Origin of the sequence: Sorangium sp. So ce1014 (genome assembly GCF_051521505.1) — a bacterium.
In the GTDB taxonomy this organism is placed as follows: Bacteria; Myxococcota_A; Polyangia; order Polyangiales; family Polyangiaceae; genus Sorangium.
Genome location: NZ_CP150356.1, coordinates 341,506 through 358,332, shown reverse-complemented (window position 1 = coordinate 358,332; position 16,827 = coordinate 341,506). Strand labels below are relative to the sequence as shown.

At 69.9% G+C, this 16,827-nt stretch carries 14 protein-coding genes; 12 read left to right on the top strand and 2 right to left on the bottom strand.

Annotated features, from left to right (window positions below; all coding sequences use genetic code 11):
• The first annotated feature begins 63 nt into the window (after positions 1 to 63).
• The 5 genes from WME75_RS01400 (at position 64) to WME75_RS01380 (ending at position 4,731) form a co-directional block, all read left to right on the top strand.
• Entirely contained in the window at positions 64 to 261 is a 198-nt protein-coding gene (locus WME75_RS01400) for a hypothetical protein (RefSeq protein ID WP_437485632.1), read from the top strand.
• Between the two features lie 50 nt (positions 262 to 311).
• Positions 312 to 1,256: a hypothetical protein gene (locus tag WME75_RS01395; RefSeq protein WP_437485630.1), complete on the top strand. Its 945-nt coding sequence runs from the start codon at positions 312 to 314 to the stop codon at positions 1,254 to 1,256.
• Positions 1,257 to 2,136: 880 nt separating this feature from the next.
• A complete protein-coding gene (locus WME75_RS01390) occupies positions 2,137 to 2,619 on the top strand; it encodes a hypothetical protein (RefSeq protein ID WP_437485628.1) in 483 nt (160 codons plus the stop codon).
• Positions 2,620 to 3,228: 609 nt separating this feature from the next.
• Complete coding sequence (locus tag WME75_RS01385; RefSeq protein ID WP_437485626.1) at positions 3,229 to 3,648, top strand: hypothetical protein; 420 nt, start codon at positions 3,229 to 3,231, stop codon at positions 3,646 to 3,648.
• Positions 3,649 to 3,747: 99 nt separating this feature from the next.
• The gene (locus tag WME75_RS01380) at positions 3,748 to 4,731 is read left to right on the top strand and encodes a DUF6414 family protein (protein ID WP_437485624.1); all 984 of its coding nucleotides are present in this window, start codon (positions 3,748 to 3,750) and stop codon (positions 4,729 to 4,731) included.
• A gap of 403 nt (positions 4,732 to 5,134) precedes the next feature.
• Here WME75_RS01380 and WME75_RS01375 read toward each other — a convergent pair whose 3' ends face one another.
• Together WME75_RS01375 and WME75_RS01370 are read right to left on the bottom strand one after the other, a co-directional pair.
• Positions 5,135 to 5,620: a hypothetical protein gene (locus WME75_RS01375; protein ID WP_437485623.1), complete on the bottom strand. Its 486-nt coding sequence runs from the start codon at positions 5,618 to 5,620 to the stop codon at positions 5,135 to 5,137.
• 274 nt (positions 5,621 to 5,894) lie between these two features.
• The gene (locus WME75_RS01370) at positions 5,895 to 6,047 is read right to left on the bottom strand and encodes a hypothetical protein (protein WP_437485621.1); all 153 of its coding nucleotides are present in this window, start codon (positions 6,045 to 6,047) and stop codon (positions 5,895 to 5,897) included.
• Positions 6,048 to 6,131: 84 nt separating this feature from the next.
• Between WME75_RS01370 and WME75_RS01365 the strand changes: the two genes are divergently transcribed.
• From WME75_RS01365 to WME75_RS01335, 7 genes are all read left to right on the top strand, one after another.
• Positions 6,132 to 8,300 carry a DUF362 domain-containing protein gene (locus tag WME75_RS01365; RefSeq protein ID WP_437485619.1) on the top strand — a complete coding sequence of 723 codons (2,169 nt, stop codon included), beginning with the start codon at positions 6,132 to 6,134 and terminating at the stop codon, positions 8,298 to 8,300.
• 106 nt (positions 8,301 to 8,406) lie between these two features.
• Positions 8,407 to 9,069, top strand: a complete 663-nt coding sequence (locus WME75_RS01360) for a regulatory protein RecX (RefSeq protein ID WP_437485617.1) — start codon at positions 8,407 to 8,409, stop codon at positions 9,067 to 9,069.
• Positions 9,070 to 9,169: 100 nt separating this feature from the next.
• Positions 9,170 to 12,577 (top strand): ATP-binding protein, encoded by a 3,408-nt coding sequence (locus WME75_RS01355; protein ID WP_437485615.1) that lies wholly within the window; start codon positions 9,170 to 9,172, stop codon positions 12,575 to 12,577.
• 397 nt (positions 12,578 to 12,974) lie between these two features.
• Positions 12,975 to 13,958: a C-type lectin domain-containing protein gene (locus WME75_RS01350; RefSeq protein ID WP_437485613.1), complete on the top strand. Its 984-nt coding sequence runs from the start codon at positions 12,975 to 12,977 to the stop codon at positions 13,956 to 13,958.
• Between the two features lie 57 nt (positions 13,959 to 14,015).
• Positions 14,016 to 14,432 carry a GAF domain-containing protein gene (locus WME75_RS01345; RefSeq protein ID WP_437485611.1) on the top strand — a complete coding sequence of 139 codons (417 nt, stop codon included), beginning with the start codon at positions 14,016 to 14,018 and terminating at the stop codon, positions 14,430 to 14,432.
• A gap of 64 nt (positions 14,433 to 14,496) precedes the next feature.
• Positions 14,497 to 15,798 carry a radical SAM protein gene (locus WME75_RS01340; RefSeq protein WP_437485609.1) on the top strand — a complete coding sequence of 434 codons (1,302 nt, stop codon included), beginning with the start codon at positions 14,497 to 14,499 and terminating at the stop codon, positions 15,796 to 15,798.
• A 327-nt stretch (positions 15,799 to 16,125) separates the two neighbouring features.
• On the top strand, positions 16,126 to 16,734 hold the full coding sequence (locus WME75_RS01335; protein ID WP_437485607.1) for an L-2-amino-thiazoline-4-carboxylic acid hydrolase: 609 nt from the start codon (positions 16,126 to 16,128) through the stop codon (positions 16,732 to 16,734).
• Positions 16,735 to 16,827: the final 93 nt, after the last annotated feature.

Sequence of the window (16,827 nt, the reverse complement as noted above, 5' to 3'; positions counted from 1 at the left end):
CCCGGTGGGCCGCCAGGACGATCCGGCAGGGGGCCGGCGCGCCCACGCGCTCGCGACCGGGCCGTGGATCCGGTACGGCTCGTCACGCTGGAGGATCGCCCAGCGCCCGTGGATGCGCGGCGGCCGCCGGATGGCGCGCCGGGTCACGGCCGCCATCTCCGCCTCGAGCTCGCGGCGCTGGGCGGCCGCCTCGCGGCCGCGCGCGAGATCCGCGAGGCGGTCGGCCTCGCAGACCCGACCGGCGGACAGCCTGGAATTTAATTCGCTGTGATCCCGATGCCGGCGAGTCGTGGACGACACACCCTGTCGACATGATCCGACTCGGCTACATCTGTCAGTCGCTCGGAATGCCGGAGCCCTCGTTGAAGACCGCCCAGCTCGGACGCTATCTGATGGGCCTGGTCGCTCTGAGGCCGATCTACAGATACAACGCCGAGTACGTCCGCCGATCCCTTGTGCACTCGCTCGACCTCGGCCTCACGGCGCACCGCATCTCCAGCGCTCTCTTCCCGCTGCTCGACATCGCGCCGGGGGCGCGCATGCTGGTGCCGGATCTGCGATCCGTCCGCCTCGCAGCGGAGCGGGGCGGAGTGCACCTGTCGAATCATCCGAGCCAGTTCGTGGTGCTCTCCTCGCCGCGCGAGGAGGTGCTGCTGAACTCGCTCGCCGTCATGGACGACCAGGGCTGGGTCATGGACCTGCTCGGCGCGCAGGGCTCGATCACCCTGCACGGCGGCGGCGTTCACGGGGACCGCGAGGGCACCGCCGCCCGGCTGCGGGAGGGCATCGCCCGGCTCACGCCGCCGGCGCAGGAGCGGCTCGCGCTGGAGAACGACGAGCGCTGCTGGACGGTGCCGGAGCTGCTCGAGGCCACGCGAGGCGAGGTGCCCATCGTGTTCGACAGCCTTCACTGGGCCGCGAACCCGCGGAGCGCGCCCCGCGAGACGGAGCTCGACGCCGCGCTCCGCTCCTGGCCGGCACACCGGCTGCCGGAGCTCCATTACAGCGAGCAATGGGAGGGCAAGCCGGCCGGGGCGCACGCCCAGCACATCACCGGCCGCGGGCTGCTCCGCTTCTGCGACGAGGTCGAGGAGGCGTCGGGCGGCCGCGAGGTGGTGGTCCTCGTGGAGGCGAAGCAGAAGGATCTCGCCATCGGCCGCGCGCTCGGGGAGCTGACCCGGCGGCAGCGGGCGCGCATCGAGGCGCTCGTCCCGGGGCTCTCCGTCGCGCGGCCGCAGCAGGCGTGCTCCGCGTGATCGGAGGCCGCCAGCCATCCGCCCGCGCGCCGAAGGTGCCCGCCCCCGTCGTGGTGGTCTCCTCCATGATCCGGGTGCACGCGCAGCCCGCGGCCGGGTGGTGGGGTTATTACCCCACTCGGCTTGAAACGACCCCACTTTTGTGGGCGCAAACGACGCCACTACTCCGCCGTCGGGTCGGTGGGCGGATCCCCGAACAGCGACATCTGCACCGGGGCCCTCGGCTTCGGACGCCAGGACAGGAGATCGAGCTGCCTGGGCTGGTCCGCCGACAGTGCGGCGGGCTCGACAGAGCCGGCGCAGCGACGGGCACGGTAGCGGGCGGAGGTGGTGCGGGGCAACGGGCGGGCTCGGTGCGGCGCCGCCCTGGACCACGCGCAGGAAGCCACGGCCGCCAGGGAGCTCCCGCGCGGTGCCCTCTGGCTTGCGCGGGGCGAGCGGCCTGGCGATCGGCGCTGGCGTCTCGGGGACGGAGAGCAGCGCGTCGAGCAGCTCCGCGAGATCCCACACGTGGCGAGTCACGCCAGCTGCTACTGCGGGGGTGACGCGGATCATGCTGACGATGTGGCACAGGTTGTAGTGCGTCAACCCGAGCGACACGGCCGCCCGGTGGTGCTCCGGCGCCTTGCTGAAGGCGCAGACGAGCCGTCTCATGCGCCCGATGTGGTGCCGCAAGGTGTCGTTGTGCCGCTCGACGTGCGCGGTCGTCGCGGCGTCGATGTTCGGGGCGCCGAACACGACGCGCCGGGTCAGGAACGGCGAGCGAGGCGGTTCGTAGCGGTGGTCGTCGTCCCGCTGGCCACCCCGCGAGAAGGTCTTGATGACCTGGGCGAAGTCGACGCCAGGACCGAAGCTGGCACCGATCGCGCCCGGGTAGGCGGTGAAGCCGTCGGAGGTGAGCGACGGCATGACGATGAGCCGCGCGCGCAGGTCAGCGATGAACGCGGCGGCGCTCGTCTCGTCGCGCTTGCCGACGTACCACGTCACCACGTACCGGCTCGGCATCGCGAGCGCCGTGAAGGCGTACGCCTCACCAAGGCCAGCCGCGTGTTCCGCCGGGGTGACGCGCGATTGCTTCTTCTTCACGAAGGACCAGACTTCATCGTTCTCGATCAGGGAGAGCGAGAGATCGCGCGCGATGGTGTTGTGGAGGCTCTGCGCGGCAGTGCCGAGCCGCAGCGTGAACCGGCGGATCGTCTTCCGTTCGACGCCGGTCATGCGCTCGGCCGCGCGCTCGCTGTTGCCGTCCACCAAGGCCGCGAGCACGCGCAGGCGCTTCTCCTCCGGAAGCACGTTCGCCACGGGCCCCTTGCCTCTCCCCAGGCGCGGCCGTACCCTGCGCGTTGCGACCGGCGCGAGGTAGGACACTGCCTGGCGTTTCGCAGCCCTGCTCCGGGGGACCAGCCCGGGGCGGGGCGCTTTCGTCTCAGGTCCTCAGATTATAGCGACTTTTCCGGCGAAAACCGCTGCGGGCCAGGCGGAAGAGGGGGCGCTAGGACAGCAGATGTCATAGGTGCGCGGCGCCGTGACGGGATTGCACCACCAGCGGCTTCCCCCAGCGAAGCGCGTCCACAGCCGAACCCTACTGCGCAGGGACATGCTCCGCGGCTTCCGCGATCTGTAAGCCCACATCGACGCCGCCGTGCCTGCGCCCGTCCCCCCGCCCCGTAGCGAGTCGGGCATGCCCCCCCTATACTGATTGTGCGTGCACCATAGCCAGCATCAATCAGGAGGTTCCGTGATGGGATCTCCGACGATCGCGAAGGCGACCGCTCCCATACCTGACCGACCGTACACTGCCAGTCCGTCAAGCACCGCAAACTCTATCGCGGCTCGCTCTGACTTTCTGGTAACGTCCGAGGCTGTGATTCAACGGCCCGCCGCCATCACTGCAACCACGACGACCACCGCCTCCCCCAACGCGGCGGCGGGCTCTGCCGCTCCTACGAGCCAACGCCACATCGTAGGGTGGGTGGTCACCTTCATTCTGGTGCCGTTCTTGCCGCTCATGCTAGCCGCCCTCTTTCGCGCCTTGCGTGGGTCGCCCGCACCAGGATCACTTTGGTGGTGCTCTGAGGTGCCGTTCTTCTCCATCACGCTGTCCGCCGCCGCTTTTCTGAAATGCAGAGACCTGGCGACCGTAAAAGTAACGCAAAGGACTGTCGCTCAGAGCCTCATGCCGTGGCTCGAACTTCTTCTGGGCTCAAACGGGTTCATGAGCCTTGTTTTTCTGTCGGCATATTACTCGGACACGTACCTGACCGCATACTCGCCAGATGTCCGCACACAAGCAACGATTCTAAGCGTGGTCTTCGCTATCAGCGCTTTTGTATTAGCGCTCATGGGCATGCTGCTTGAGTTGTTGGTCCAGCGCGCAAAGGAAAAGCGGTGACTCTATTTCTGAATATCAGCTCACTAATCGCGTGCGGAATCGCTATGTCTGCGGCGATTCTGGCATCTCGCATGTTCAGGCGTTCTGTTATCAAGGAACATGCGTTGGCCGAACTGGACGCTGCGGCTCGCCGATTCGAGGAATTTGACAAATCGATCGAAGATCGCATGCGAGAAATCGAAAAACATGGACGTACATGACATTGTCTACATCGACGTACCTAGATTTGAGTCTCTGGCTTCTCAGCGAATGTCCGGCCTGACGCAGATTACGACGATTAGTGAGGTCGTGCAACGTGGAAAGGGCTCCACGTCCGAGTCCGGAGCCAGGGCGATTCAAGAGGGCAGTGGACATCAAGTCGGTTCCACGCGCGAGGTTAAAAATCTCGACAATAGTTTCCGTGAGTTTCTCGAGAAGCTCAACAGCGACATTCTCGACATCACATCGAGCACCCCCAAGGATGCCAGGGCGGCATGTGAAGCCGCCATTTCGAGCGGCCAATTCGTGCTCGCTCGCGGTCCGTTCTTCTACAATGACTTCAAATGGCTCAGATCCCTCACCGATATCTGGCTGAAGTGGCAGAAGGTGAATCACGAAGCAAATCCGCCAACGAAGGAGCAGCGCCTCGAGGCGGAGGCCACAAAGAAGAGTATTATCGTCTCGTGGGCTCTGTCAGACTTCGCGTTTGGCGACTCGATCGAATGTGGGGTAGCTCTTGGTCAGAGCGAGAATGGTCTGCTTGTGAAAGCAGTGCTGGACCGTGTGCACATGCGCTTAACATCAGAAGGAATCATTGGCAGATTCGGAACGAAGACACATTGTCACTTTACGGTACTAGGTACCGTCGCTCGTGTGGGATGGCATGACGATGTGACGATCATCGAAAACCTGACCGCTGTCCTCGACGAGGATACGCAGGCGTTCAAGAAGTCGATCGAAGGCGTGCAAGAGATGGCTGTCAATATCAGACGTAACATGGACGGTGGCGATCGTCATTCCGTGCATCTCATGCCGCTGGCGGTATACCGAACATCCACTCTGCAAGATCCCAAAGAACCGGAAGCGAGAGCCGTCCGGGAGTAGGACACCAAACAATGCGGAAAGAGCTTGGCCCCACGGCTACAGAACACCACGAGGTTCACAGTCGCCGGCTCTCATACAACGCCGCGCTCTGGCGGCAGAACTCCTCTGGGAGATCGTCCTGGCCGCGCACGAGCCCACTCTCCGCAATCTCGGCCCAGAACTCCCGCAGCCGACGCGCAGCCGCTGCCTCTGCAAGCGCATGTCGACCGCCGCGAGCACGAACATCGCCTTGGTGAGGCTCGGGTCGCCAAGCTTCGCGACAGCCCTGTCGAGCCTGGCGGCGTCCCACGGGCGCACGCCGGGCAGCCCGTGGAGATCCGGAACCTCGTCGGCGATCTCGGACATGTCCTCGCGGGCGAGGTGGGGGCTTGGTGTCCACAACCGCGCGCCCCGGGTGGGACGTTCAGACGGCCGCGAGGCGCTTCCCGGCGCGGGCCCGGGAGCGCTGCAGGGCGTACTTCCCGGCGTGCTTGTCAAAGCCCGCATCGACGGCTGCCTCGTGGGCGAAGCGGATCGCACCGCCAACGTCGAGCATCGCAAGCAGGAAGCGCTGCGCCTTCGGCGGCTCCGCGCGGATCTCGGAGGCGAGTTCAAGCGCCGGCTCGACCTCGTAGGTTCGCGACTCGATCACCTCCATGCGGCCCTCGCGGGCATGCCGCCGGAACACGTCCTTGAAGCGCCTGCGGTTGGAGACCATGCGCCAGGCCATGGTGTGCATGTACGCGCCGAGCTGCGCCTCGTACTTGGCGGCGTCCGCGCAGAGGACGAGCGCCCCGTCGGCGATGTTACGGTAGGTGAGGCAGGCGCATTCGAGCGTGAAGTCCTCCACGTCGCCGGAGGGCAGGCCGCGGCGGCGCAGGTACCTCTCGACGCGGGCGATCCCGCGCATGAGGGCGCGGCCCCACGGCGTCTTTCACGGCGGGCGCAAGGTGCGGCGGGGCGGCGGTCGGACGGGTTCCTCGGTTCTTCGGAGGGCGACGGCGCGCGGGCGCACCGCTCCCTTGGCCCGCGGACGGCGGGCGTTCTACGGTCGACATGTCGGGACCTCGGGGAATGAGGTTTCGGCCAGACCCCCGGACGCCGGCAAGGGTCGCGGGGGTCACTACTTCCGGCCGAACTTAGCCTCTCAGCGCGAGGTCGGAGTCAAATGACCCCACTTTCGGTCAAATGACCCCACCACCCGCGGCCGCGCACGACGCCGATGCGAAGGGCGCGTCGCCTTCCGTCAGGAGCTGCTGCAGGAACGTGTCGAGCTGCGCGCACGCGACCGTGACGCCCTCCGCGGTGAGGCACGACGGCGGGTACACGATCTTCAATCCGGCGACCGCGCCGCGCGGCGTGAGCCGCCTCGACGTTCTGCCTTCTCCTCGCCGCCGTTTCGCTCCATCGTGCTCGGGAGCATGAGCGGGACACGGACGATCCACGGCGGTCGAGCACGGCGGAAATCCTGCGCGTTCGCGGCGCTGCCGGCGCTGCTCGCCCTCCTTGCGGGCTGCGGGGACCGGCAACGCCAGCCGGGCGGCGCGCCCGGCGACGGCGAGCCCGCCGCCGCGCAGCCGCCGGCGTCGAGCGCCGCGCCGGCGCCGGCGGCGAGCGCCTCCTCGTTCGCCGCCGCCTCCGCGCACCCGGCCGTGCCCACCGCCGCGCCGGGCGCGTCGAGCGACGTGGTCGCGGGCGCGTCGCAGCGGTACGAGGCCGGCCCGTCGGTGATCGCGTCGGACAGCATCGACGGCGCCGCCCTCAGGAAGCGGCACATCGAGCGCCTCAAGGCCGACGACTCGCCCGTCACCGTGCTCCGCGGCGAGGAGCCTCTGGAGCTCGGCAAGCGCATCTGCGAGGCGGTGGTGCCCAGGCGGCCCGCGGCGACTCCGGTGCTCCTCAAGCCGAATATCTGCGGCTTCGACAGCGTGAAGGACCCGGCGAAGTCGAAGGGCGACGACGGCGTGACCGGCCGCATCACGCAGCCGGAGTTCGTTCGAGGCGTCGTCCAGTGCCTCAAGGCGCGCGGGCACACGAAGATCACGATCGCCGAGGGCTGCGGCCACTCGCACAAGTTCTGGAAGGACCTCGTGCAGCGGACCGGCTACGAAGCGATGGCCGCGGAGGAGGGCGCCGCGCTCGTCGCCATGGACGACGATGGGGTCTTCGATGTCGCCGGAGATAAGCCCGGAGCGCCCCTCGCCATCCGCGGAATCGAGGCGACCCACGTCCCGACGCTGCTCATGCCGAGGGTGCTGGCCGAGCACCTCGACCGCGGGCTCTTCCTGTCGCTCCCGCGGCTCAAGACGCACCGGTACTCGGTCATCTCGGCCGGCATCAAGGGCATGCAGGGCACGGTCATGCTGTCGGACAGCGCGCCTGCCTACAAGCAGAAGTGGAGGATGCACCGGGAGCTCAAGACGTACCTCGACACGAAGGCCGCCGGCCAGGAGGACCGCGCCCTGTACCTCGCGTCGCTCCGCGCCTTCGCCGATCGGATGGTCGACGTGCTCGAGATCTCGACGCCGGACGCCGTGCTCGGCGACGGAGCGCCGGCGATGGGCGGAGACGGCTTCCAGGTCCTGCGCCCCACCGCCGAGAGGGTGGCGGTCGGCGGCACGAACCCGGTGCGGGTCGACCGGGTGGTGGCGGAGCTCCTCGGCGTGTGGAACAGCCCGGCGCTCGCGCGCGAGCTCGGCGGCCACCGGACATCGCCGCTCATCGACGCGGCGGCGAAGCGCTTCGGACTCGACCTCAAGGCGACGGCGATCACAGGGGACGGGGCGGATCTCCTGAAGACGCCGAGGCCGGTCCACTACAAGGCGATGGCGCCCTTCCGGCTCGACTGGGAGCCCGGGCAAACGCCCCTGCCCGGCGGGCCGGCAACGGGGCCAGAGCCCGCGCCGCCGGCCTCGCAGAAAGCGCCCGAGGGCGGGCAGGACGGCGGGACCCCGGCGAGGCCGGAGGCGCGCGCGCCGCGGCTGCCGCCGGGAGAGCAGATCGTGCTCGACGGGAAGGCGGACGACGCGGCCTGGAGCCGCGCGAAGGCCGTGCAGTGGGACACCGATTATGCCGGCCAGCGCACCGGATTCCCCACGCGGGCGCGCTTTCTCTGGTCGACGGCGGGGCTCCATGCGCTCTTCGAGCTCTCGAACGCCGGGCTCAACACGGATCGCTCGAAGCCCGTCGGCGAGGAGCGGAAGGGGCTTTACAGGGAGGACTGTATCGAGCTGTTCCTGACGCCGGATCCGGGCGCGCCGAAGCGGTATTTCGAGGTCGAGATCGGGCCGTTCGGTCACCTCTTCGATATCGCGATCGACCACGAGGCGCGCCTGGAAGACACGGCGTGGTCGAGCGGCGCGACGATCGCGACGAGCCAGAGCGCAAGCGAGCGCACGGCCGTCATCGAGGCGCGGATCGCGGCGCCGGGGATCGTGAAGGCGCTCGCCCCGGACGCGCGGCTGCCCATGAACCTCTACCGGATGGAGGGCAAGGGGCCGCGGCACTACCTCGCGTGGAGCCCGCCCCGCACGACAAAGCCGGACTTCCATGTCCCCGAGGCGTTCGGCGTGCTCGTGCTCGATCCCTGACTCGAGCTCCGAGAGGAGCGAACAGGCGGCCGATCGCGGCGGTCGCCGGCCGGCGGGCGCGAGGGCGCTTGCGGCCCGCGCGGGCTGCGCCATCGTGCTGCCCCGCATGCCGATCATCACGGGGATCGTCCCCTCGCCCGACAAGCCCGGCCACGTCGTCATCCTTGTCGATGGGGTCGCCTTCGCCACGGTCCCCGAGGCGAGCGCCGCGGGCTTCGCGCCCGGGCAAGACAGCCCCGCCGCCGCGGCGGAGCCGCTCCGGAAGGACGGCGAGGGCGCCGGCGCGCAGAAGACCTACGAGCGGGCGCTGCGGCTCCTGTCGTTCCGCGCGCGGTCGGCCAGGGAGCTGGAGAAGCGCCTGATCGAGAAGGGAGAGCCCCGGGAGCACGTGGTGAGCGCGATCGCGCGCCTCACGGCGAACGGGCTGCTCGACGACGCGCGCTTCGCCGAGGCGAAGGCGCGCTCGGGCATCGTGGGCAAGCCGCGCTCGCGCCGCAGGATCGAGCAGGACCTGGCCCGGAAGGGCGTCGCGCGCGACGTGGCCGACGCGGCGATCCGGCAGGTGATGGCCGATGAGGGGACCGACGAGCTCGCCGTGGCCGAACGGGCAGCGCGGAAGAAGCTCCGCTCCCTCTCGGGCCTCGCTCCGATGGAACAGCGGCAGAAGCTGTACGCGTTCCTGGCGCGGCAGGGCTACGCGCCCGACGTGACGCGCCGGGCGCTGCGCGCGGTGCTCGACGCGCCGCCGCCCGACGACGAGAGCCCGTAGCGCAACTGCCCCGCTCGCCGCGCGCCGGGCCGCCGATTCCCCCGCAACGCACCCATCTTTCTGCTCTTCTCCGGCCACCTGCCGCACGCTACAAGGAGCCATGTCGCTCAAGCAGGAGGGCCCGCCGCCCGATCGCGCGGACGCCCACGCTGTGCTCGCCGGCGGAGGAGAGATGGGCGCGCGCATGCGCGCGATCGACTGGTCGAGGACGCCGCTCGGTCCGGTCTCGTCGTGGCCACAGAGCCTGAAGACGTGCGTGCGCATCATCCTGACCTCGCGCCAGCCGATGTTCGTCTGGTGGGGCGACGCGCTCATCAACCTCTACAACGACGCTTACAAATCGATCGTCGGCGGCAAGCACCCCGAGGCGCTCGGACAGCCCGCGTCCGTCGTCTGGCGCGAGATCTGGGGCCAGGTCGGGCCGCGCGCCGCGTCGGCGATGCGCCGCGACGAGGGCACCTACGACGAGGCGCTCCTCCTCATCATGGAGCGGCACGGCTACCAGGAGGAGACGTATTACACGTTCTCCTACAGCCCGGTGCCGAACGATCAGGGCGGGACGGGCGGGATCCTCTGCGCCAATACCGACGACACACAGCGCATCATCGGGGAGCGGCAGCTGGCGCTCCTCCGCGACCTCGCGGCGCGGACCGCGAACGCGCGCACGTGGGAGGACGCCTGCGAGCGCAGCGCGCGCTCGCTCGCGACCGACGCAAAGGATCTCCCGTTCGCGCTCATCTACGTCGTCGACGCGGACAGACAGCGCATGCAGCTCGCCGGGACCACGGGGATCGCGCCCGGGCACGCCGCGGCCCCGGAGACGATCGCGCTCACGGGCGAGCCCGGCTGGCCGATCGCCGGGGCGCTGCGCGAGCACGAGACCTGCCGCGTCGTCGAGCTGCCGTCCGACCTCGGCGACCTCCCGACCGGCGCGTGGCAAAGGCCGCCGGCGCGAGCCGCCATGCTCTCCATCTCCCCATCCGGCGAGACGGGGCGCGCGGGGGTCCTGATCGTCGGATTGAATCCATTCCGCCTCTTCGACGACGACTACCGCGGCTTCCTCCACCTCGTGGCCGGCCAGATCTCGGCCAGCATCGCCAACGCGCAAGCGTACGAGGAAGAGAAGCGGCGGGCGGAGGCCCTCGCCGAGCTCGATCGCGCGAAGACGACCTTCTTCAGCAACGTGAGCCACGAGTTTCGCACGCCCCTCACCCTGATGCTCGGGCCGCTCGAGGACGCGCTCGCGTCGGGGAAGCGGAGCCTGTCGGGCGCCGATCTCGAGACCGCCTACCGCAACGCGGTCCGCCTCCTCAAGCTGGTCAATGCGCTGCTCGACTTCTCGCGCCTCGAGGCGGGCCGGATCCAGGCGTCCTACGAGCCGACCGATCTCTCCGCGCTCACCGCCGACCTCGCGAGCGCCTTTCGCTCCGCGATGGAGCGGGCCGGGCTCGCGTTCGAGGTCGATTGCCCGCCCATGCCCGAGCCCATCTATGTCGATCACGACATGTGGGAGAAGATCGTGCTCAATCTCCTCTCGAACGCGCTCAAGTTCACGTTCGATGGCGCGATCGCGATCTCGCTCCGCGCTCATGACGATCGCGTCGATCTCACCGTGAGAGACACCGGGACGGGCATCCCGGATCACGAGCTGTCGCACCTGTTCAAGCGGTTCCATCGGGTCCAGGGGGCGCGGTCCCGCACCCACGAAGGGTCCGGGATCGGGCTCGCGCTCGTCCACGAGCTCGTCCGCCTCCACGGCGGGACCCTCCGCGTCGCGAGCGAGGCCTCCGCGGGGACGTCGTTCACGATCTCGCTCCCTCGCGGGACGGCGCACCTCCCGCAGGACCGCGTGAACGCGAGGCGGGCGCTCGTGTCGACGGCGACGGGCGCCGTGCCCTTCGTGCACGAGGCGCTCCGCTGGCTGCCCGGGGCGGAGCCCGGCGAGGACGTCCATCCCCTCGCGCCGGCGGGGCTCTCGCCGCCAGCGGCCGCCGCGCTCGCGGCGGGCACGGCGGCGCGCATCCTCCTCGCGGACGACAACGCCGACATGCGCGAGTACGTCGGGCGCGTGCTGCGCGAGCGCTGGGCGGTCGAGGCGGTCGCCGACGGCGCCGCGGCGCTCGAGTCCGCGCGCGAGAGCCCGCCGGATCTCGTGCTCACCGACGTGATGATGCCGAACCTCGACGGGTTCGGCCTGCTCCGGGCGCTGCGCGAAGACGAGCGCACGAGCCGCGTTCCGGTCATCATGCTCTCGGCGCGCGCAGGCGAGGAGTCGCGCGTCGAGGGGCTCGAGGCGGGCGCGGACGACTACCTCGCCAAGCCGTTCTCGGCGCGCGAGCTCGTCGCCCGGGTCGCCACGCACCTGCAGATCGCGCGCCTGCGCGCGGCGGCCGAGCGAGAGCGCGAGAAGCTGTACGACCTCTTCATGCAGGCGCCGGTCCCCATCGCGGTGTTCGCCGGCCCCGAGCACCGCTACGAGTTCGCGAACCCGCCGTACTGCGACATGCTCAGCCGCGCCGAGATCGTCGGGAAGAACGTGCGCGACGTGTTCCCGGAGATCGGCGAGCACGAGGTGATAGCGACTTTGGACCGCGCGCTGAGCAGCGGCCAGCCGCTGCGCGTGACCGAGCTGAACATCCCGATCCTGCGCGGGGGCGTGGCGAGCGACGCCTTCTTCAACTACGTCGCGCAGCCCATCCGCGACCCCTCCGGCGCCGTCACGGGCGTCATGGTCGTCGCCTTCGAGGTGACCGATCAGGTGCTCGCGCGGCGGCGCGTCGAGCACCTGAGCCAGCACCGCGAGGAGCTCATCGCGGCGCTCGCGAAGACGAACCAGGAGCTCGACCAGTTCGCCTATGTCGCCTCGCACGACCTCAAGGCGCCCCTCCGGGGGATCGCGAACCTGTCGGAGTGGATCGAGGAGTCGCTCGCGGGGAAGCTCACCGGCGAGACGCAGGAGCACCTCCAGCTGCTGCGCGGGCGCGTGCGCCGCCTGGAGACGCTCATCGACGGGATCCTCCACTACTCGCGGGCGGGGCGCCTGAGGGGCGACGTGGTCAGCGTCGAGACCGGCCAGCTGCTCGCGGAGGTCGTCGAGCTGCTCTCGCCGACAAAAGGCGCGGAGGTCGAGATCGCCCCCGGGATGCCGACGATCGCCGCGGAGCGCGTCCCGCTGCAGCAGGTGTTTCAGAACCTCATCAGCAACGCCCTGAAGCACGCGCGCCGCAGCGACCCCCGCGTCGAGGTGACCTGCAAGGACGCCGGGGCGTTCCACGAGTTCGCCGTGAAGGACAACGGGCCCGGCATCGCACCCGAGTACCACGATCGCATCTGGGACCTGTTCCAGACGCTCGAGTCGCGCGACAGGGTGGAGGGCACCGGGATCGGGCTCTCCGTCGTGAAGAAGATCGTGCAGAGCCGCGGCGGGAGCGTGTGGGTCGCGTCGCACCCCGGCGCAGGAGCGACGTTCTTCGTGCGATGGCCGAAGCGTGCGAAGGAGGAGGCGTGAGTGCGCGAGAGCTCCCGTGAGGACGCACACGCCCGGACACCTTCTCCTCGAAAGTTGGCGAGTTCGATTTTCCCCTTGGCGTGAAGTCACGCTGTCCGCATACTCGCGGTCTACCCGTTAGGGTGGCAGCACACTCGCTCGCTTCGTGACGCGCGAGCTCTGCCCGTCGGCGGGACCGTCCGGGCGGCAGCGCTCATCTATCGGGCCGCGGGCGCGCCGGAGCCAGGGGGCGCTCGGGGCCTCGCGGACCTCGGGAGTCCCCTGCGGCCGCGCTGGGCGCAGCGGCCCCGGGGTGCGCTCCGGGCAGGCGCTGCGGCGAAACCCGGGGCGCGCGACGCGTCATGCCCTGTCCCGACAACGTGGCTCGCCGACGAGATTCATCACATCTGGAGGGTATATGCTCGAACAGCTCGCTCGTATCGCTCGCATCACTCGTATCCTGGCGCTGCCGCTCACCGCGGCTTCGCTGGCCGCGGTCGGCCTCGCCGGCTGCAGCACCGCGGGCCCCGACGAGGCGGCGATCGGGGAGGTGGACGCCTCGAACGTGCTTGTCGACGCCCGGAGCATCGCGCGCCTCGCGCCTGGCCAGCGGCTCTCGGTCGACCTGAGCGCGCGAGGGGTGATGGTTCACTTCGCGTTCGACGGCCTCGATTTCGACCGGATCGACCTCGCCTTCGGCGATCAGGGCAGCGCGTCCATGGCGGACGCGATGGCGCCCCTGTTCTCGCACCCGTACAGCCCCCTCGAGGCCGCGGGAGGGCGCTTCGTGGTCACGGCCGATCCCGCGAACTTCCCCGCGCTCGGCGCGGACGACATCGCGGCCCTCGAGCAGGAGCGGATGATCGCGCGGGAGCACGGGAGCGGCGCGCCGAGGGCGCAGCCCCAGTCGGTCGACGACTGCGTCGAGCAGACGATCTACTTCTACGTGGACATCGTGATCAACGGGACGGTGCAATCGGTCCTCTGCGCGCACACCATCCTCGTCTGCGGCTCGACGACGTGCGACAAGCAGACCCACAACGAACACGATTACCTGTTCTGCGACGGCCAGGAGTCGTGGAACGACGCGAAGGCGAGCTGCGCGGCCCAGGGCATGAGCCTGGTCACGCTCGACGACGCGGACGAGGAGGCCTGGGTCTACAGCCTCGCCTCGGCGCACTCGACCCAGAAGTGGTGGATGGGCCTGAACGACAGGGCCTCCGAGGGCGACTTCGCCTGGGACAGCGGCGCGCCCGTGTCGTACACCAACTGGTACCCTGGGGAGCCGAACAACGCCGGAAGCGAGGACTGCGGCCAGCTCAACCGGTTCTATCCAGAGCTCGGCTGGAACGACGAGCCCTGCTCTCTGCACCTGCGCTACATCTGCGAGTCGTCCGACTGACGGCTCCGGCCGGTCCTCGCGGTTGACGCAGGCGCCGCGCCGGTCGAGGGTGCGGCCATGCAAGCGCGCCGAGAGTCGCTCGAGCCGTGGCTGCGGAGCTTCATCGCCGACAACGGGGGCATCGCCGGCACGGTGCACCTCGTCGAGGGCGACGCGCTCGCGCTGGCCGCGGCCGTGAACATCCCCGAGAAGGTGCAGGAGATCACGCGCCGCGTCCCGCGCGGCAAGGGCATGGCCGGGCTCGCCTGGGAGCGCGGCCAGCCTGTGCAGACGTGCAACCTCCAGACAGACACGTCCGGCGACGTGCGGCCGGGGGCCAGGGCGGTCGCGGCGCAGGCCGCGGTGGCCCTGCCGGTGCGCGACGCCTCGACGAGCGTGCGCGCCGTCGTGGGGATCGCGTTCGCCGGCGAGCGCGAGCTCGGCGAGGACGAGCTCGCCGGGCTCGCCGAGGGCGCGGGCGCGCTGCCGGACTGACACCCCCGTTGCGGGCGCCGTCCCTTGTCTTTCGCGGCGCCGATGCGAGGATGGGCGCCTTCCCATGGTGACGAACGGCCGCAGCGCCCCGGAAGCAGCGAGCGTCGATCCCCGCGATCCCCGCGATCCCCGCGATTCGCGTGATTCGCTTGATTCGCGCGACCCGGGCAGCCGGCCGCACGTCCGCGTCGAGGACCTCGTGCGCGGCGCGGCGCCCGCGGGCGAGCGCGCTCCTGCGGAGGCGGGAGAAGGCAGCGCCGGGGGCGAGCGCGCCCTCGCCGAGGCGGGAGCAGACAGCGCCGCGGGCGAGCCCCTCACGGCGAAGCTCGCCCGCCGCACCGTGCCCGGGGTGCTCTACGAGCGAGGGCCCGAGGAGGGGTATCTCCGGTGCACCGCGTGCGCGCACCGCTGCGTCCTCTCGCCCGGGCGCGCGGGCGCGTGCGGGATCCGCTTCGAGAAGGACGGCGAGCTCCGCGTCCCGTTCGGCTACGTCGCTCGCCATTACGTGCGCTCGGTCGAGACGAACACGATCTTCCATGTGCGCCCCGGCGCGAGGTCGCTCACCTTCGGCATGTTCGGGTGCGACCTGCGCTGTCCTTACTGCCAGAACTGGAAGGTCTCGCAGGCCCTCCGCGAGCCCGAGGGCGAGGGCGAGCCGATCGACATCAGCGCGGTGGATCTCGTCGAGGTGGCCGTCGCTGCGGGCTGCGGGGTGCTCGCGAGCGCCTACAACGAGCCGATGATCACGGCCGAGTGGGCGCGCGCGGTGTTCACCGAGGCGCGGCGGAGGGGGCTCGTCACGGCGCTCATCTCGGACGGCAACACGACCCCCGAGGCGCTCGCGTACATGCGCCCGGTCACCGACGTGTTCCGCGTCGACCTGAAGGGGTGGAGCGCCGACCAGTACCGGACGCTCGGCGGCCGCGTGGAGCCGGTGCTCGCGGCGATCGGCGAGGCCCGGCGCCTCGGCTACTGGGTCGAGGTCGTGACGCTCGTCGTGCCTGGATTCAACGACAAGGCGGCCGGCCTCCGCGCCCTCGGCGCCGAGATCGCCGGCGTCGATCCCGACATCCCGTGGCACCTCAACGCCTTCTACCCGCGCTACAAGATGCGCGATCGGCTGACGACCGATCCGGCGTTCCTCGTGGACGTGGCCGGCGTCGCGTACGCGCGCGGCATGAACTACGTCTACGTCAGCAACGTGGCCGACCGCGTGCGCGAGCTCTCGCATACCCGCTGCCCGGGTTGCCACGAGGTCGTGGTGCGGCGGTTCAACTACGAGACGCAGGAGGTCCTCCTCTCCGGCGGCGCGTGCCCCGCGTGCGGGACGCACGTGCCCGGCCTGTGGGGCCCGGCGGCCGCGTAGGGCTGCCACCAGAGCTCCTGTCCGGCGACCAGGCACTCCGGCAGAGCCGTGTGCGTCCCGATTGAACTCATCCGATCACGCCGGCTTCCCTGCCAGGCTGGCCGGCCAGCCCGACAGACCTGCAGACCCGCTGACCGGCTGGCTGGCCCGCCTGCTGACCGGCTGACCGGCTCGGTCCGCTGCTCCGACGGACCGTACTGGCCGGACTGGCCGGCCAGTCGAATGGGCCAATTGGCCGGTCTGGCCGGCCACTTCGAGTGACCCTCTACGCCGTGGAAATCTGAACAATGGTTCTTGCGCGCGCGCCGCGTGTGATAATTTCTGAGCATGTCGTCGTCGTCGCCGTCGGAACGTCTCGCTCAGATCCTCAGGGAAGGCCGATTCGTCGCGATTCGCGAGCTCGGCGAAGAGTGCGCGGCGGAGCTCCACACGCGCGCCAAGGAGCGGTACCTCGCGCTGGAGGCGACGATACCGCCGTTCCAGAGCAGCATGGATCGCAAGCTCTTCGAGCTCGGCCCGCCCGTGCTTGCGATCTACCAGGCGCTCCTGCACGACCTCGGCGTGGACCGCGAGCCGGCCCTGCGCCTCGCCGAGGACATGCTGCTCGCGTTCTACCGCAAGCAGCTTCACCGGAGCCCGCTCCTCGGCGCCGCGATGGATATCGTGTTCCGGCTGAAGCCCGCGCGGCGCCTGCTCATGAAGGGCATGCTCGCGGGTGAGCCGGGCGGCTTCCGCGTCGACAGGGCCAGCGAGGTGCGCGAGTGCCCGCTCGTGACCTTCGCGCGGCGGCACGGCGTGCCGGAGGTCGTCCCCATGATCTGCCGGCTCGACGACCTCAAGGTGAAAGAGCTCCACGGCATCGGGCTGCACCGCGCTGGCACGCTCGTCACGGGCGCCGAGCGCCGTGGCTTCCGGTACGTGATGGCGAAGAAGTAGCGCCCCCGCTCCGCGGCGCCCCGCGCTGATTCACGGATCTCGAGAGAGCGTGATCGTGTTAATCGTTGAATGATCCCCCGATCTCCGATCGCT

Coding starts and splice junctions, on each gene's coding strand:
- WME75_RS01365 (WP_437485619.1), top strand. CDS start 6,132: ATGAGCGGGACACGGACGATCCACGGCGGTCGAGCACGGCGGAAATCC.
- WME75_RS01375 (WP_437485623.1), bottom strand. CDS start 5,620: ATGCGCGGGATCGCCCGCGTCGAGAGGTACCTGCGCCGCCGCGGCCTG.
- WME75_RS01355 (WP_437485615.1), top strand. CDS start 9,170: ATGTCGCTCAAGCAGGAGGGCCCGCCGCCCGATCGCGCGGACGCCCAC.
- WME75_RS01380 (WP_437485624.1), top strand. CDS start 3,748: ATGCGTTGGCCGAACTGGACGCTGCGGCTCGCCGATTCGAGGAATTTG.
- WME75_RS01345 (WP_437485611.1), top strand. CDS start 14,016: ATGCAAGCGCGCCGAGAGTCGCTCGAGCCGTGGCTGCGGAGCTTCATC.
- WME75_RS01340 (WP_437485609.1), top strand. CDS start 14,497: ATGGTGACGAACGGCCGCAGCGCCCCGGAAGCAGCGAGCGTCGATCCC.
- WME75_RS01360 (WP_437485617.1), top strand. CDS start 8,407: ATGCCGATCATCACGGGGATCGTCCCCTCGCCCGACAAGCCCGGCCAC.
- WME75_RS01335 (WP_437485607.1), top strand. CDS start 16,126: ATGTCGTCGTCGTCGCCGTCGGAACGTCTCGCTCAGATCCTCAGGGAA.
- WME75_RS01350 (WP_437485613.1), top strand. CDS start 12,975: ATGCTCGAACAGCTCGCTCGTATCGCTCGCATCACTCGTATCCTGGCG.
- WME75_RS01395 (WP_437485630.1), top strand. CDS start 312: ATGATCCGACTCGGCTACATCTGTCAGTCGCTCGGAATGCCGGAGCCC.